Source organism: Asanoa sp. NPDC050611 (assembly GCF_040654855.1).
GTDB lineage: Bacteria > Actinomycetota > Actinomycetes > Mycobacteriales > Micromonosporaceae > Asanoa.
Genome location: NZ_JBFAIU010000045.1, coordinates 16,936 through 33,709 on the forward strand (window position 1 = coordinate 16,936; position 16,774 = coordinate 33,709).

At 71.4% G+C, this 16,774-nt stretch carries 12 protein-coding genes; 6 read left to right on the forward strand and 6 right to left on the reverse strand.

Features of this window, described 5'->3' with window-relative positions; translation table 11 throughout:
- Positions 1 to 36: 36 nt before the first annotated feature.
- Both AB0H87_RS10070 and AB0H87_RS10075 read left to right on the forward strand, forming a co-directional pair.
- Complete coding sequence (locus AB0H87_RS10070) at positions 37 to 942, forward strand: zinc metalloprotease (protein WP_360142320.1); 906 nt, start codon at positions 37 to 39, stop codon at positions 940 to 942.
- Positions 939 to 1,265, forward strand: coding sequence for a hypothetical protein (locus AB0H87_RS10075; protein ID WP_360142322.1), 327 nt, complete (start codon positions 939 to 941; stop codon positions 1,263 to 1,265). Before AB0H87_RS10070 ends, AB0H87_RS10075 begins: the two co-directional genes overlap by 4 nt.
- Here the strand turns inward: AB0H87_RS10075 and AB0H87_RS10080 are convergent.
- On the reverse strand, positions 1,262 to 1,831 hold the full coding sequence (locus AB0H87_RS10080) for a TetR/AcrR family transcriptional regulator (RefSeq protein ID WP_360142324.1): 570 nt from the start codon (positions 1,829 to 1,831) through the stop codon (positions 1,262 to 1,264). The two genes, AB0H87_RS10075 and AB0H87_RS10080, sit on opposite strands and share 4 nt — an antisense overlap.
- A gap of 61 nt (positions 1,832 to 1,892) precedes the next feature.
- Here AB0H87_RS10080 and AB0H87_RS10085 point away from each other — a divergent pair, with 61 nt between their 5' ends.
- Entirely contained in the window at positions 1,893 to 3,317 is a 1,425-nt protein-coding gene (locus AB0H87_RS10085; protein WP_360142326.1) for an MFS transporter, read from the forward strand.
- A 168-nt stretch (positions 3,318 to 3,485) separates the two neighbouring features.
- On the opposite strand, the gene AB0H87_RS10090 is transcribed toward AB0H87_RS10085, so the two are convergent.
- From AB0H87_RS10090 to AB0H87_RS10110, 5 genes are all read right to left on the reverse strand, one after another.
- Complete coding sequence (locus tag AB0H87_RS10090) at positions 3,486 to 4,424, reverse strand: TerC/Alx family metal homeostasis membrane protein (RefSeq protein WP_360142328.1); 939 nt, start codon at positions 4,422 to 4,424, stop codon at positions 3,486 to 3,488.
- Positions 4,425 to 4,464: 40 nt separating this feature from the next.
- Positions 4,465 to 5,328 (reverse strand): DUF3459 domain-containing protein, encoded by an 864-nt coding sequence (locus AB0H87_RS10095; protein ID WP_360142330.1) that lies wholly within the window; start codon positions 5,326 to 5,328, stop codon positions 4,465 to 4,467.
- A 1-nt stretch (position 5,329) separates the two neighbouring features.
- Positions 5,330 to 7,435 (reverse strand): glycogen debranching protein GlgX, encoded by a 2,106-nt coding sequence (gene glgX, locus AB0H87_RS10100; RefSeq protein WP_360142332.1) that lies wholly within the window; start codon positions 7,433 to 7,435, stop codon positions 5,330 to 5,332.
- Positions 7,436 to 7,475: 40 nt separating this feature from the next.
- Positions 7,476 to 8,273, reverse strand: a complete 798-nt coding sequence (locus AB0H87_RS10105; protein ID WP_360142334.1) for a SigB/SigF/SigG family RNA polymerase sigma factor — start codon at positions 8,271 to 8,273, stop codon at positions 7,476 to 7,478.
- A gap of 152 nt (positions 8,274 to 8,425) precedes the next feature.
- Positions 8,426 to 8,911 carry a GNAT family N-acetyltransferase gene (locus AB0H87_RS10110; RefSeq protein WP_360142336.1) on the reverse strand — a complete coding sequence of 162 codons (486 nt, stop codon included), beginning with the start codon at positions 8,909 to 8,911 and terminating at the stop codon, positions 8,426 to 8,428.
- A gap of 132 nt (positions 8,912 to 9,043) precedes the next feature.
- Between AB0H87_RS10110 and AB0H87_RS10115 the strand changes: the two genes are divergently transcribed.
- From AB0H87_RS10115 to AB0H87_RS10125, 3 genes are all read left to right on the forward strand, one after another.
- Positions 9,044 to 13,825 (forward strand): ThuA domain-containing protein, encoded by a 4,782-nt coding sequence (locus AB0H87_RS10115; protein WP_360142338.1) that lies wholly within the window; start codon positions 9,044 to 9,046, stop codon positions 13,823 to 13,825.
- 46 nt (positions 13,826 to 13,871) lie between these two features.
- Positions 13,872 to 15,806, forward strand: coding sequence for an ABC transporter ATP-binding protein (locus AB0H87_RS10120; RefSeq protein ID WP_360142340.1), 1,935 nt, complete (start codon positions 13,872 to 13,874; stop codon positions 15,804 to 15,806).
- 59 nt (positions 15,807 to 15,865) lie between these two features.
- Positions 15,866 to 16,774 (forward strand): hemolysin family protein (locus tag AB0H87_RS10125; RefSeq protein WP_360142342.1); only part of this gene is annotated, 909 nt, incomplete at its 3' end.

Sequence of the window (16,774 nt, forward strand, 5' to 3'; positions counted from 1 at the left end):
TAGTGCCGGCCCTGCTCCCGCCGGAAGAATGATGCGATGGCATTCACAGGGCGGCTCGCGCCGGGTGCGGTGCGCGACTGGTGCGGCACGATGCCGGTGCACCGCCGGCTGCTGGACAGCGACCCCGGCTACGCCCGGGCCCGCGAGGAGATCGAGACCTTCACGTTCGACGCGTCCCGCGAGCAGCCACCGCCGCTCGGCCTCGTGACCATCCCGACGGTCGTCCACCTGGTCTGGTCGCGCCCCGAGCAGAACGTCGGCGACGAGCAGGTCGCCTCGCAGATCGAGACGCTCAACCGCGACTTCCGCAAGCGCAACGAGGACGTCGCGATCCTGCCGCCGGTGTGGGCGGCGGTCGCGGCCGACGCCGACGTCGAGTTCGCGCTCGTCGACGTGACCCGCACCCGCACCGACGTGGCCGCGTTCGACACCGACGACCGCGTCAAGTCGGCTGCCACCGGCGGCGCCGACCCGGTGGCCCCGGACAGCCACCTCAACCTCTGGGTCTGCCAGCTCGGCGGCGGCCTGCTGGGCTATGCCCAGTTCCCGGGCGGCCCGCCCGGGACCGACGGCGTCGTGGTCACCTACACCGCGTTCGGCTCGACCGGCACCGCGGCGGCACCGTTCGACCTGGGTCGCACGTCGACGCACGAGGTCGGCCACTGGCTCAACCTGCGGCACATCTGGGGCGACGACGGCGACGGCTGCGGCGGCGACGACTTCGTCGCGGACACGCCCAACCAGGGCGGCCCCAACTACGGGCGGCCGACGTACCCGAAGGTGTCCTGCGGCAACGCGCCGCACGGCGACATGTTCGTCAACTACATGGACTACACCGACGACGCCGCCATGGTTATGTTCACCAAGGGCCAGGCGGAGCGGATGGCGGCCGCGCTGCGCGGGCCGCGGTCGGGCCTGCTCGCGGCGGCGGCCACGTCGTGACCACGCCGCCCGCGGCGCTGTTCCGGCGGTGGGTGCACGTGCGGGAGGAGGACGCGGCGGGGGTACGCGTCTTCCGGCCCGCCGACCGTCCCCTGCCGCCGGCCCGGGGCCGCGACGGCATCGAGTTCCGCACCGACGGCATCTTCGCGTACCTGCGTCCCGGCCCGACCGACGCGCCGGTGGCGGTGACCGGCCGGTGGAGCACGCCCGCCCGCGACCGGATCGCGGTGACCTATCCGCGCGACGCCCGCGCGTCGGGCGCGCCGACCGGCTACGAGATCGTCGAGCTGACGCCCGACCTGCTCCGGCTGCGCCCGGTCTAGGGGACGCGCTTGCCCGGCGGCGTCAGGGCGGCGAGCACCGTGCTGGAGATGTAGCGGGCCGCGTCCGTGGCCTCCAGCCGGCCGGCGTTGATCTCGTCGGCGGCGCCGTGCATGACGTTCTGCATCGTGCTGATCAGCCACGAGGTCGGCAGGTCCGTGCGGAACACGCCGTCGTCCCGGCCGCGCTCGAGCAGCTTGCGCATCCGGTCGGCCGGGCCCTCGTGCAGTTCCTGGATCCGGCCCGGGGGCAGCGTGTGCTGGGCGGCGAGCAGCAGTGACCGGAACCGGTTGACCAGCTCCCAGCTCGCGTCGACCAACCGGGACAGCGCCTTGCGGGGGTCGCCGTCGAGGTCGACCGCGTCGAGGATCGCGTGCCCGTCCGCGATGGCCCGGGCGAGCGCCGCGTCGACGAGCTCGGCGCGGGACGGGAAGTGACCGTAGAGCGTGACCCGCCCGACGCCGGCCGCCTTGGCGATCTCGCCGACGCTGGCCTCGGGGTCCCGGCTCAGGCAGGCGACCGCGGCCGCCGCGATGGCGTCGATGTTGCGCTGGGCGTCGGCTCGCATTCGCATCCTCTTGTTGAACACCGCTGTACGAGTTATCGTAGCCGAAATAACTCGAACAATCATGTTCAAGTTCTTGGGGGAGACCATGTCGGTCGTTGCCGATCCGCGCCGCTGGCGCGCGCTGGGACTGCTGGGAGTGGCCCAGCTGATGCTCATCCTCGACGTCACGGTGGTGGCCATCGCGCTGCCGCACATGGGCGCCGACCTGGGGCTGAGCCGGGGCACGCTGACCTGGGTGGTCAGCGCCTACACGCTGATGTTCGGCGGGCTGATGCTGCTCGGCGGCCGGGCCGCCGACCTGTTCGGCGCGCGGCGGCTGGTGCTGGCGGGGCTGCTGGTGTTCACGGCCGCGTCGCTGGTGACCGGCCTGGCGGGGTCCGCCGAGGCGCTGATCGGCGGCCGGATCGCCCAGGGCGTCGGCGCGGCGATGCTGTCACCGGCCGCCCTGTCGATGGTGACGAAGCTGTTCCAGGGCGCCGAGCTCAACAAGGCGCTGGGCGTCTGGTCCGGCCTCGGGGGCGGCGGCGCGGCGCTGGGCGTGCTGCTCGGCGGCCTGCTCACGGCCGGCCCGGGCTGGCCCTGGGTGTTCTACGTGAACGTCCCGATCGGCGTGCTCGTCATCGCGGCGCTCGTGTGGGCACTCCCCGCGGACGCACCCGTACGCGGCCGGGCCCGCCTCGACGTGCCGGGCGCGCTGCTGGTCACGGCCGGCACCGGCGCGGCCATCTACGGCCTGATCAACGCGGGCGACCACGGCTGGGGCTCGGCGACGACGCTGGTCGCGCTGGCCGCCGCGGTGGTCCTCTACGCCGCTTTCGCGCTGCTGCAACGTGCCCTGCGCGAGCCGCTGATGAACCCGCGGATCCTGGCGCGCCGCCCGGTCGCCGCGGGCATGTTCATGATCCTGGTCGCCACGGCACTGATGATCGCGGTGTTCTTCCTGGGCTCGTTCTACCTGCAGCACCTGCGGGGCTACGGCGCCCTGCGCACGGGCCTGCTGTTCCTGCCGGTGGCCCTCGCGACGATCGCCGGCGCCCACACGGCCGGCCAGGTCATCGGCCGCCGCGGCGCCCGCACGGTAGCGGTCACGGGCCTCGTGATCGCCGGCCTGGGCGCGGCGGGGCCGGCCGTCTGGGACGGGGCGGTCGCGCTGGTCGCGGGCATCACCGTAGCGGCGGCGGGCGTCGGCGCCACCTTCGTCGCGGCCTCGACGACGGCCCTGGCCCAGGTGAACCCGCACGAGGCCGGGGTGACCTCCGGAATCCTGAGCACGTTCCACGAGTTCGGCGCGTCGCTCGGGGTGGCGGTGGTCTCGAGCATCGCCGCGGCGAGCATCGCCGGCACGACGGGGGTCGGCTTCACGGACGCGTTCACGTTCGCCGCGGTGGCGGCCGCCGTCGCCGCCGTCCTGGCGGCCGCGGTGGTCCCGCGCCGCGACCCGACGCCGGACCCCGCGGACGCCGGTCCGCGTGTGGCTCTGCACTGAGCAAAGCCGACCGGGTGCCGGCGCTGACCACCACGGCGACCGCAAGGCCGCCGACGGGGGGAGTGGTCAGCGCCGGACCCGACTCGACGCCGACCGGCGTGCGGATCGCAGTGTGCGGCCGACGGGGACATCCCGCGGCGTCGCGCCGGGCTGCGGGCGCTGGGTCGGTCAGGCGCGGCGGTTGCGGAGGGCGCTGGCCACCACGGCGACGGCGAGGACGCCGACGATGGTGGCCAGCGACGGGCCCACGCCGATCTCGGGTGCGGCCACGTGCGAGCCGCGCAGGGCTTCCAGGACGAGTTTCACCCCGATGAAGCCCAGGATCACCGCCAGGGCGACCGGGAGGTAGACCACGCGTTCCAGCAGGCCGCCGACCACGTAGTAGAGCTGCCGCAGGCCCAGCATCGCGAACGCGTTGGCCGTGACGATGACGAAGGCGCTCTGGGTCAGCCCGAACGCGGCCGGCAGCGAGTCCAGGGCGAAGACCAGGTTGGCCAGGCCGATCGCGGCGATCACCAGGGGGATCGGGGTCAGCACGCGGCGGGCGTCGACCAGCGTGGTGAAGCGGCGGCCCGCGTACACGTCGGTGGTCGGGATCAGCCGCGACAGCAGTGCGATGCCCGGCGGCTTCTCCTCCTCGGCACCGTCCGCGCGCAGGGAGAGCACCAACCGGACCGCCGTGTAGACCAGGAACGCGCCGAACAGGTAGAAGAGCCAGTTGAACGCGTGCACCGCGGCGCTGCCGGCGGCGATGAAGATGGTGCGCAACGCCAGCGAGAGCAGGATGCCGACCGTGAGCACCTCCTCGACCGCGTCCGCCGGCACCGCGAACCGGCCGATGATCAGCATGAAGACGAAGAGGTTGTCGGCGCTGAGGCTGTACTCGGTGAGGTACGTGGCGACGAACTGCTCGGCCGTCTCCCGGCCCAGCCAGAACAGCAGGATCACCGCCGCGACCAGGGCCAGACCGACGTAGAGGCCGATCCACCGGGCCGCGCCCGCCGGCGTGACGGCGTCCTTGCGCCGCGACACCGCCAGCAGGTCGAAAGCGAGCAGACCGAGCAGGGTGACCGTGGTCAGCACCCACCCGAGCGCCGACACACCCACCGCACGCCTCCCCGGACCGACAAACTCCCCGGGAGCTTAGTCAGGGCTGGTCGAAGCGGCAGCAGGCGACCACCGCGGCCGACTCCGGCGGGAGGTCGACGCTGGTGTGGGTGAGGCTCACCCCGGGGCCGGTGGTGAACAGCACCGACCGGGGTACGCCGTGCAACCCGACCCGCGCCGGCGTCGCACCGATGTTCGCGGCCACCACGAGCGCACCGCGCCGCATGGTGATCACCTCGGCGCCGCGGCGGATCGGGCGGGTCGGCTCCGGGCGGGTGACCGTCAGCTCGGGGTGGGCCCGCCGCAGCGCGGTCAGCGCCCGCAGGGCGGCCGGCGGCACCTCGTCGGCCGCCGAGACCAGCGGCGTCAGCGGCGCGGTCAGCAGGAGCGTCGCGGCCACGGCGCGCAGCCCGGTCAGCGTGGCCACCCCGCCCGGCGGCTGCGGCGGCGCGAGGGGCAGCGCCGGGTCCGGGGCCGGTTCCCCGTTTCCCCACAGCCAGGCGCTGACGCTGTCGAGCGTGCCGAGCACCCCGCCGTCCGCGGGCACCAGGAACCGGCCCGACTCGGCGAGCGTCAGCGGCCGGCCCAGGTGGTCGGAGAGGTCGCCGACCGCCGCGGCGAACTCGCCCAGCGGCACCGGCGCCGGCGGCCCGTCGAGCCGCACACCGTCGAGCGCGAAGCCCGCCAGCCACTGCACCACGTGGTCGACGACGGCCGGGCCGAGGATGCGGTCGCTGGCCAGCCGCAGCGTGACCCCGAGGCCGTTGGTCCGGGCAAGAGACACGAACCGGCGCAGCAGATCCTCGTCCGCCGGCGGCTCGATCTCGACGGTGTCGACGCCGAGGGCGGCCAGCGCGGGCGCGGTGGACAGGTCGTCGACCGCGTACACGACCCGGCCGGACACCTCACACTTCCCGGTCGAGCACGAGCAGGCTGCGCTCCGCGACGGTGGTGACCGCGCCGGCCGCCACGGTCGGGGCGGGGTCCACCTGCACCAGGTGTGCCGTGTCGAAGACGACCTGCCACTTCTCGCCGTACTCCGCCGGCGGGAGCGTGAACCGCAGCGGCTCGTGGTGGCCGTTGAAGCACAGCAGGAACGAGTCGTCGACCTGGCGCTGCCCGTACCGGCCGCGCTCCTTGATGCCCTCGCCGTTGACGAACAGCGTCAGCGCGTTGACCTCGCTGTCCCAGTCGGACATCGGCGCGCCGTCGGGAGCAAACCAGGCCATGTCGGCGACCGGCGTGGTGACGTCGCGGCCGGCGACCGGTGCACCGGTGAAGAACCGGCGGCGGCGGAAGATGCGGTGCCGGGCCCGGAACGCGGCGAGGTTGCGGGCGAACGCCAGCAGGTGCTCGTCGACCTCGGCCCAGTCGACCCAGGTGTGCTCGTTGTCCTGGCAGTAGCCGTTGTTGTTGCCCCGCTGGGTGCGGCCGAGCTCGTCGCCGTGCCCGAGCATCGGCACGCCCTGCGACAGGAACAGCGTCGCGAGGAAGTTGCGCCGCTGCCGGGCCCGCAACGACAGGACGCCGGTGTCCGAGGTCGGTCCCTCCACGCCGCAGTTCCACGAGCGGTTGTCGGTGGAGCCGTCGCGGTTGTTCTCGCCGTTGGCCTCGTTGTGCTTCTCGTTGTACGACACGAGGTCGTTGAGCGTGAACCCGTCGTGGCACGTGACGAAGTTGATGCTGGCCACCGGCCGGCGCCCGTCGTCCTGGTAGAGATCGGCGGACCCGGAGATCCGGGTGGCGAACTCGGCCAGCGTCGCGGGCGAACCGCGCCAGAAGTCCCGCACGGTGTCCCGGAACTTGCCGTTCCACTCCGTCCACAGTGGCGGGAAGTTGCCCACCTGGTAGCCGCCCGGCCCGACGTCCCACGGCTCGGCGATCAGCTTGACCGCGTTGACCACCGGGTCCTGCTGCACCACCTCGAAGAACGTGGACAGGCGGTCGACCTCGTAGAACTCGCGGGCCAGCGTCGCGGCCAGGTCGAACCGGAACCCGTCGACGTGCATCTCCTGCACCCAGTAGCGCAGCGAGTCCATGATCAGTTGCAGCGAGATCGGGCTGCGCATGTTGAGCGAGTTGCCGGTGCCGGTGTAGTCGACGTACCGGCTCGGGTCCTCGTCGGAGAGCCGGTAGTAGCCGGGGTTGTCGAGCCCCTTGAACCCCAGCGTCGGCCCGAGGTGGTTGCCCTCGCCGGTGTGGTTGTAGACGACGTCCAGGATCACCTCGATGCCGGCCGCGTGCAGCGCCCGCACCATGCCCCGGAACTCCTGCACCTGCTGGCCGCACCGGCCCATCGCCGAGTAGCCGTGGTAGGGCGCGAAGTAACCGATCGTGTTGTAGCCCCAGTAGTTCCGCAGGCCACGGTCCATGAGGTGCTGGTCGTGCACGAACTGCTGCACGGGCATCAGCTCGACCGCGGTCACGCCGAGCCTGGTCAGGTGCTCGATCGTGGCCGGATGGGCGAGCCCGGCGTACGTGCCGCGCAGCTCGTCGGGCACACCGGGATGCGCGGCGGTCAGCCCCTTGACGTGCGTCTCGTAGATCACGGTGTCGTGGTACGGCGTGCGCGGCGCCCGGTCGTTGCCCCAGTCGAAGTACGGGTTCACCACGACGGCCTTCGGCAGGTACGGCGCCGAGTCGGTGGTCGACATCGTGTCGGGGTCGGCGAGGTCGTGCCCGTAGACCGCCGGGTGCCAGTGCACGTCGCCGTCGATCGCCTTCGCGTACGGGTCGAGCAGCAGCTTGTGCGGGTTGCAGCGCAGGCCGGCGGCCGGGTCCCAGGGTCCGTAGACCCGGAACCCGTACCGCTGGCCCGGTTGGACGCCGGTCAGGAACACGTGCCAGACGTACGCGTCCACCTCGGTGAGGTCGATCCGCTGCTCGTCACCGTGGGCGTCGAACAGGCACAGCTCGACCGCCTCGGCCACCGCCGAGTACACCGCGAAGTTCGTGCCGACCCCGTCGTACGTCGCACCGAGCGGGTAGCGCCGGCCGGGCCATACCAGCATTCCCGCAGACTAGCGGCTTTTAGTCCGAATTGAACCTGAATCAGACAGCGTCACCGAGGTGGCCGCGCAGCTTGGTCAGCGCCCGGGCCAGCAGCCGGGAGACGTGCATCTGCGAGACGCCGACCTGGTCGGCGATCTGCGACTGGGTCAGGTTGCCGTAGAAGCGCAGGGTGAGGATCTTCTGCTCCCGCTCGTCCAGCGTGGCCAGTGCGGGGCCCAGCGCGACCCGCAGCTCGGCCAGCTCGAACGAGGTGTCCTCGGAGCCGAGCAGGTCACCGAGCTCGGTGCCGCGCTCACCGTCACCGGTCGGGGTGGACAGCGACACGGCGTTGTACGCCCGCGCACCCTCGAGGCCTTCCAGGACCTCTTCTTCGGAGATCTTGAGGTGGGCGGCGATGTCGGCGACCGTCGGGGAGCGGCCCAGCGACTGGAGCAGGGTGCTGTTGGCCTCGGAGATGGCCAGGCGGAGTTCCTGCAGGCGGCGCGGCACCCGGATGTCCCAGGTGCGGTCGCGGAAGTGTCGCTTGAGCTCGCCGATGATGGTCGGGATGGCGTAGCCGGCGAAGTCGACACCGCGCGACGGGTCGAACTTGTCGACGGCCTTGATCAGGCCGACGGCGGCGGTCTGGAGCAGGTCGTCGGTGGGTTCGCCGCGGCCGCTGTAGCGGTGGGCGAGGTGGTTGGCCAGGGGGAGCCAGGCCTCGATCGTGCGGTCCCGCAACGCGGCCCGCGACGGGTGACCGACGGGCACCGCGGCCAGTGCGGCCAGGAGCTCCGTCGCGGTCTCCGTCGGCAGCGCCGTGTCCGGAGTGGACTCGAAGACTGTCTGCGTCGACATGGTGGGCCTCCCAGGGCGTACCCGACAGCGATCTTTGCTATGGAGCACGGGTTAACCGAACGACGCTCACTCTAAGCCGAATAGAACGAGGAAGCTAGCCGAAAGTATGAGTCACCTTTCCTCCAAAAGGGACACATGCCAACAAGTGCCGCCTAGAACTTTTGGTACATGACGTGCAGACCGACCAAACCGCGCGTGCGATGGTCGAACGCTTCCGGGACCGTCGTCATGATCGTGAAGCCGAGCTGCTGCCACAGCCGCACCGCCACCACGTTGGTCTCGACCACGGCGTTGAACTGCATGCCGACGTAGCCCTGCGCCCGTGCCCACTCGACGGCATAGGTGCCCAACGCCTTGCCCACGCCGCGACCCTGGTGGGCCGGGTCGACCATGAAGCTCGCGGTGGCGATGTGCGACCCGCGCCCCGGCCGGTTCGGGCCCATCTTCGCCGAGCCGAGGATCTGTCCCTCGCTCGTCGCCACGACGGTCAGGCCCGGCGGCTCCTCCATCCACCACGGTCGCGCCGTCTCCAGCGTGTGGTCGAGCGGGTAGGCGTACGTCGTGCCGGCATCCGTGATGGCGGCGAAGAACGGATAGATGCGGGGCCAGTCGCCGGGCAGCGCGTCGCGAATCTCCACGCGCCGAGGCTAGCAACACGGCTATTTTCATCGATTCGTAGACTTCTTGCAGACATCAGCGCTAATCTATGACCCCCGCGGCATCGGCGAGTCGCCGGGCAACGCAGAAGCTGCCCGCAGAGGAGCGCGCCCATGCCCCGTCGCCGCCTGCCCATCGCCCTGCTCGTGGCGATGCTGACCGCCTTGGCCAGCGGAATCATCGCCTCTCCGGCCCACGCCGCGTCCTTCGCCGTGCTGGTCTTCGCGAAGACGGCCGGCTTCCGCCACGACGCCATTCCCGCCGGCATCACCGCCATCCAGCAGTTGGGCGCCGCCAACGACTTCGACGTGACCGCCACCGAGGACGCCGGCGCGTTCACCGACGCGAACCTCGCACAGTACGACGCGGTCGTCTGGCTCTCCACGACCGGCGACGTGCTCGACGGCAACCAGCAGGCGGCCTTCGAGCGGTTCATCCGCGCCGGCGGCGGTTACGCCGGCGTGCACGCCGCGGCCGACACCGAGTACGACTGGCCCTGGTACGGCAACCTGGTCGGCGCCTACTTCAGCGCCCACCCGGCCAACCAGACCGCGACCGTGAAGGTCGAGGATCCGGCGCACCCGTCGACCGCCGGCCTGCCGGCCCGTTGGAGCCGGCTCGACGAGCTCTACAACTACCGCACCAACCCGCGCACCAGCGGCGCCCACGTGCTGGCCAGCCTCGACGAGACCAGCTACCAGCCCGGCTCCGGCGCGATGGGCGCCGACCACCCGATCACCTGGTGCAAGGCCTACGACGGCGGCCGCTCCTGGTACACGGGCCTGGGCCACATGATCGAGTCGTACTCCGACCCGCAGTTCCGCAACCACCTCCTGGGCGGGATCCAGACCGCCACGGGCGCGAAGCAGGCCGACTGCGGCGCGACCAGCACCGCCAACTTCGAGAAGGTCGCGCTCGACACCAACACCCAGAACCCGATGGAGCTGGCGCCGGCGCCGGACGGCCGCGTCTTCTACATCGAGCGCGACGGTCGCGTACAGGTGATCAAGCCGGACACCCGGACCACCGTCACCGCCGGGACGATCCCGGTCTTCACCGGCAACGAGGACGGCCTGCTCGGCATCACCCTCGACCCCAACTTCGCGGCCAACAAATGGCTCTACGTCTACTACGCGCCGACCACCGGCGCGACCCGCAACCAGCTGTCCCGCTTCACGGTCAACGGCGACAGCCTCGACCTGGCCAGCGAACGGGTGGTGCTGCAGGTGCCGACCCAGCGCAACACCTGCTGCCACATGGGCGGCTCGATGACCTTCGACGGGGCCGGCAACCTCTACCTGGCGACCGGCGACAACACCAACCCGTTCGAGTCCAGCGGGTACGCCCCGATCGACGAGCGGGCCGGCCGGGCCGACTTCGACGCCCAGCGCACCTCGGCGAACACCAACGACCTGCGCGGCAAGGTGCTGCGGATCAAGCCGACCACCGACGGCGGCTACACGGTGCCGAGCGGCAACCTGTTCGCGCCCGGCACGGCACAGACCCGGCCGGAGATCTTCGCGATGGGCTTCCGCAACCCGTTCCGGATCGGCGTCGACAGCAGGACCAACATGTTGTACGTGGCCGACTACGGCCCCGACGCCGGCCAGGCGAACGCCGACCGTGGCCCCGGGAACACCGTCGAGTGGAACATCGTCGGGCAGGCCGGCAACTACGGCTGGCCCTACTGCGTCGGCAACAACTACGCGTACCGGGAGTTCACCTTCCCCGACGGCCCGGCTCAGGCGGCGTACAACTGCGCCGCTCCGGTCAACAACTCGCCGAACAACACCGGGCTGACCAACCTGCCGCCCGCCGTGGCGGCCACCGTCGACTTCGACTACGACGGCAACCCGCGCTTCCCCGAGATCGGCGGCGGCGGCGCGCCCATGGGCGGCCCGGTCTACCGCTACAACGCGGCGAGCACGTCGACCCGCAGGTGGCCGGCGTACTACGACGGCAAGGCGCTGCTCGGCGAGTGGAACCAGTCGAAGATGTACACGATGCAGCTGACCCCGGACGGGCGTTCGCTGGTCGACATCAACCAGTTGCTGACCGGCATGTCGGTGGTCCGTCCCATGGACATGGAGTTCGGTGCCGACGGCGCGCTGTACCTGATCGAGTGGGGCAGCGGCTTCGGCGGCAACAACGACAACTCCGGGGTCTACCGCGTCGACTACCGCTCCACCGACGTCGACCTCGCGCCGATCGCGGTCGCCGCGGGCCAGCCGACCTCCGGCGCCGCGCCGCTGACCGTGCAGTTCAGCAGCGCCGGCTCGCGGGACCCGGCCGGGCAGCCGATCACGTACGCGTGGACCTTCGGCGACGGCGGCACCTCGACCGCGGCCAACCCGAGCCACACCTACACGGCCAGCGGCTCCTACACGGCTCAGCTCACCGTGCGGGACCCGGGCGGCAAGACCGCCGTGGCCAACGTGCCGGTCGTGGTCGGCAACACCACGCCGAGCGTCCGTCTGGCGACCCCGCCGGAGGGTGGTCTCTTCGACTGGGGCAACCAGGTCGCCTTCACGGTCAACGTCACCGACCCCGAGGACGGCACGATCGCCTGCAACCGCGTCACGGTCCGCTACTCCCTCGGCCACGACGAGCACGCACACGAGCTGCAGCAGGTCAACGGCTGCTCGGGCAGCGTGCAGACCTCCCTGGCCACCGGCCACGGCACCGACGCCAACATCTTCGCGGTGCTGGAGGCGACCTATGTGGACAACGGAGGGCTGACCGGCCGGGCGATCATCCAGCTCCAGCCCAAGCGCAAGCAGGCCGAGTTCTTCACCGCGACCGGCCGGGTGGCGGGCGGCACCGGCGGCGGGGACCCGGGCGTGCAGCGCGAGACGACCGGCGACAGCGCCGGCGGCTTCCAGAACATCGGGTTCATCGAGGACGGCGACTGGTGGTCGTTCGCGCCCACCAACCTGACCAACATCACGCAGGTCCGGCTGCGCGGCGCGTCCGGCAGCACCGGCGGCCGGGTGGAGATCCGGGCCGGCTCGGCCACCGGCACGCTGCTGGCCACCGCGACCATCCCGGCGACGGGCAACTGGCAGGGCTACACGGACGTCACGGTGTCGCTTCCGGCCAACACCACCACCCAGCCGTTGTTCTTCGTCGCCCGCCCGCCGACCGGCACCGCCAACGGCGGCGGGCTGTTCAACGTCAACTGGGTCGACTTCGTCGGCTCGGGCGTCGGCGGCACCCCGGCCAACCGGCCGCCTGTGGTGCAGCCGCCGGGCGCCAACCCGACCAGCGGCACCGCGCCGTTGCAGGTCGCGTTCACCGGCAGCGCCAGCGACCCGGACGGCGACGCGCTGAGCTACCGGTGGGAGTTCGGCGACGGGGGCACGGCGACCACCGCCAACGCGTCGCACACCTACACCGCCGCCGGCAGCTACACCGCCCGGCTGACGGTGACCGACGCCCGCGGTGCCAGCGCGTCCGGCCAGGTCGTGATCACCGTCAACGGCGGGCCGGCGCCGGCGCTGTCCACCAACGTCCACCTCTTCTACTACCCCTGGTACGGCAGCCCGACGGTCAACGGCAGCTACCGGCACTGGCAACAGGGCGGTCACAACCCACCGAACGACATCGGCGCGGACTTCTACCCGACCCTCGGCGCGTACGACTCGGGCGACCCGGCCGCGCTGAACCAGCAGATGCAGTGGGTCCGCCGCTCCGGTGCCGGAGTGATCGTCTACAGCTGGTGGGGCCAGGGCTCGTACGAGGACAACCTGGTCACGCCGGTGATGAACGCGGCCAACGCCGCCGGCATCAAGGTCGCCTGGCACCTCGAGCCCTACAGCGGCCAGACCGCGGCGTCCACGGTCGCCGACATCAACTACATCAACAGCCGGTACGGCGGCCACCCGGCGTTCTACCGGTCGGCCGAGCACGGCAACAAGGCGGCGTTCTACGTCTTCAACAGCCTCAGCATCGCCGACTGGACCCCGCTGGACGCGGTCACCGGCAGCAACGTCGTGCTGGCGCAGACCACGGACGTGTCGAAGATCGCGCACTTCAGCGGGCTTTACACGTACGACGTGATCGCCGGTGCGACCGCACCCGGCTGGGCCGGTGCCGGCGCCTACGCGAAGGCCAACAACCTGGTCTGGTCGCCCTCGGTCGGGCCGGGCTACCTGGACGACCGCGCGGTGCCCGGCAACACGACGCCGACCCTCGCGCGCGACAACGGCGCCACCTACGACCAGGAGTGGACCAACGCGCTCGACCCGACCAAGGGCGGCGTGCCGACCTGGGTGTCGATCACATCGTTCAACGAGTGGCACGAGGGCTCGACGATCGAGCCCGCCCGCAGTGCGCCGCCGGCCGGGTTCAACTACCAGACCTACAACGGGGCGTACGGCACCAGCGGCGCGGCGTCGGAGACCGCCTACCTCGATCGCACCGCCTACTGGGCGCGGGAGTTCGAGGCCCGCCGCAACCCGACGCAGCCGGCGGTCAACCTGGCGCTGAACAAGCCGGCGACGGCCGACAGCCAGTGCGCCGCCAACGAGGGCGCGGCCAAGGCGGTCAACGGCACGGTCAACGGTGGCAACGGCGACAAGTGGTGCTCGCTCGGCGGGACCAAGTGGTGGCAGGTCGACCTGCAGACCACGCCGTCGGTCGGGCGGGTCGTGCTGCGGCACGCGGGCGCCGGTGGCGAGCAGGCGTCGTACAACACCCGCGATTTCGACCTTCAGGTGAGCACGAACGGCACCTCGTGGACGACGGTCGCGCAGGTCCGCGGCAACACCGGCAACGTGTCGACGCACACCTTCACCGCGCGGGCGGGGCGTTACGTCCGCGTCAACGTCATCACTCCCACGCAGGACGGAAACCAGGCAGCCCGACTATACGAAGTGGAGGTTTACGCCTCGTAAGCGACTAAAATAGCTGGGACTGCCCCCGTGATCCGAGGAGCGGCCAGTGGCGATCGACGACCGCGTGCGTCCCGACGAAGATCGGCTCCCGGACGACGAGGATCTGGTTCCGGAGCTCGAAGCCGCCGGCTGGCTGCATCACAGCGAGTCGTTCGCGGAGACCAGCTTCTGGGCGGTGGCCCGGCGCCTGCCCGCGATCGTCCGCGAGGCGACCGCGCTGGCCTGGGCCGCGAACCGCCGCGACACCCTGGCCGCGATCGCCTTCAACGTCGTGGCCGGGGTCGCCACCACCTTCGGGTTGCTCGCCACCAGCACCGTGCTGACCGAGCTGTTCGCCGCCGGCCCGACGCCCGACCGCATCTCCGCCGCCATGCCGGCGCTGATCGCGGCCGCGGTGGCCGTCTCGGTGCGCGGCGGGTTGACCATCGCCGCCGGGTGGGCGCAGGCCCGGATCGCACCGCAGATCAACTACGAGGTCGAGCTGCGGCTGTTCGGCGCGACCACCGCGGTCGGGCTGGCGGCGTTCGACGACTCCGGTTTCGCGGAGGAGATGGACCGCGCGAAGGACCGCGGCATGCTGGAGGCCGCGTCGATCGTCAACTCCAGTGTGGACCTGCTGACCGGTCTGGTCCGGGTCGCCGCAACCGCCGCGGCGATCGCCGTGATCGAGCCGATCCTGCTGCCCTGCCTGATCGTCGCCGCGATCCCGTCGGCGGTGACCGCCGTGCGGATGGCCCGCCGGGAATACCTGGCGATGCTCGCCTGGATCAGCCGGCGGCGGAAGATGTGGCTGCTCGGCAGCATCATGGCCAACCGGCACACCGCGGCCGAGGTGCGCAGCTACCAGATGCGCGACTTCCTGCTGGGCCGGTACGCACGGATCATGCGCAACCAGACGGCCGCCGAGATGCGGCTCGTCCGGGCACAGACCGGCACCCGCACCCTCGGTGCGGCGGCCGGCGGGGTGGCCAGCCTCGCGCTCTACGGCGTGCTCGGCTGGCTGCTGGTCCAGGGCTCGATCCCGCTCGCCGCGGCGGCGACCGCGCTGCTCGCCCTGCAGGCCGCGCAGATGGGCCTCAACACCGCGATCTACGCGACCAACCGGCTCTACGAGGACGCGCTCTACTACGGCGACTTCCGCTCGTTCGTCGACAAGGCCTGGGCGCAGGCGCCCGAGCCGGGCGGCGAGCCGGTCACCGGGTTCGACGAGATCCGGCTCGACCGGGTCAGCCTGCGCTACCCCGACACCGACACCCCGGCGGTCGAGGAGGTGTCGCTGACCATCCGGAAGGGCCAGGTGATCGCGCTCGTCGGCGAGAACGGGTCCGGCAAGTCCAGCCTCGCGAAGCTGCTCGCGGGGCTCTATCAGCCGACCGCCGGCACGATCACCTGGAACGGCCTGGACGCCGCCCGGATCGACCCCGTCAGCCGGGCGGCGCACGTCGCGGTGATCACCCAGGACTGGTGGAAGTTCCCGTTCACGGCGCACCAGAACATCGCGGTCGGGCGTACGCACCGGGACGCCGGACCGACGATCGTCGACGCCGCGACGGCGGCGTCGGCCCACGACATGATCGAAAAACTGCCCAAGGGGTACGCGACGCTGCTGAACCGGCAGTTCAAGGACGGCCACGACCTGTCCGGCGGGCAGTGGCAGCGGCTGGTCGCGGCCCGCGGGTTCTATCGTGACGCCGCCCTGCTGATCTGCGACGAGCCGTCGTCGGCGCTGGACGCGCGGGCGGAGTACGCGATGTTCCAGCAGTTGCGCCGGCGGCCGGACCGCACCGTGGTGCTGATCACGCATCGGCTCGCCAACGTGCGGCACGCCGACCAGATCTACGTGTTGCACCACGGGCGCATCGTGCAGCACGGCAGTCACGAGGAGCTGGTCGGCGCGGGCGGGCTCTACCAGGAGCTGTTCCATCTCCAGGCGAGCGGGTACCTAGCGGGTTCCCAGCCAACCCTCAGCGAACCTGGATAACCTCGTCAGGTGGACGAAGGTAGTAGTACCGAGCCGGTCTCGCACCGGCTGTTGATCTCATGTTGATCCTGGCAGGCCTCGCCCTCATCGTCGTTCTGACCGTGGCGACCGGCTTCTTCGTGGCTCAGGAGTTCGCTTACGTCGCCGTCGACCGGTCCAAGCTGCGGGCCGAGGCCGAGGCGGGTGACAAGGCGGCGGAGCGCGCGTTGCACGTGACGTCCCGCCTGTCCTTCATGCTCTCGGGCGCCCAGTTGGGTATCACCGTCACCGCCCTGCTCGCTGGTTACTTCGCGGAGCCGTACCTCGGTGAAGGCGTGGCCGACCTGATCGGCCTGACCGGTGCATCCGAGGCGGTCACCTCCACGATCTCGGTGGTCATCGCGCTGGCGGTGGCCACGGTCGTGCAGATGGTGGTCGGCGAGCTGGCACCGAAGAACCTCGCGATCGCCAAGCCGGACGCGCTGGCCCGGGCCCTGTCCCGGTCGACGCTCGCCTACCTGAGGATCGCCGGGCCGTTGATCAAGATGTTCGACGCGACCTCCAACCGGCTGCTCCGCACGGTCGGCATCGAGCCCGTCGAGGAGCTGCCGCAGGGCGCCACGACCGAGGACCTGGACCGGATCATCGAGAGCTCCCGCGACTCGGGTGTCCTCGACGCCGACACGTCCCGGCTGCTCGACCGCGGCCTCGACTTCCGCGCCCGCACCGCCGGCGACGCCATGGTGCCGCGGGTCGACGTGGTCACGATCAACGCCGACGAGCCGGCGGTACGCGTGGTCGAGCTGCTCGACCGCGGCCACACCCGGTTCCCGGTGCTCGGCTCCGCGGTCGACGACGTCCGCGGCATCGTGGCCGTCGCCGACGTGGTCGAGGTCGACCCGGCCGAGCGCGGCCAGGTGGCAGGCCGCCTCGACAGTCGGCCGGATCGATGTTCCACAATCGACCGACGCGACACCGACAGCGGACAC

Coding starts and splice junctions, on each gene's coding strand:
- AB0H87_RS10080 (WP_360142324.1), bottom strand. CDS start 1,831: ATGCGAGCCGACGCCCAGCGCAACATCGACGCCATCGCGGCGGCCGCG.
- glgX (WP_360142332.1), bottom strand. CDS start 7,435: ATGCTGGTATGGCCCGGCCGGCGCTACCCGCTCGGTGCGACGTACGAC.
- AB0H87_RS10115 (WP_360142338.1), top strand. CDS start 9,044: ATGCCCCGTCGCCGCCTGCCCATCGCCCTGCTCGTGGCGATGCTGACC.
- AB0H87_RS10085 (WP_360142326.1), top strand. CDS start 1,893: ATGTTCAAGTTCTTGGGGGAGACCATGTCGGTCGTTGCCGATCCGCGC.
- AB0H87_RS10105 (WP_360142334.1), bottom strand. CDS start 8,273: ATGTCGACGCAGACAGTCTTCGAGTCCACTCCGGACACGGCGCTGCCG.
- AB0H87_RS10070 (WP_360142320.1), top strand. CDS start 37: ATGGCATTCACAGGGCGGCTCGCGCCGGGTGCGGTGCGCGACTGGTGC.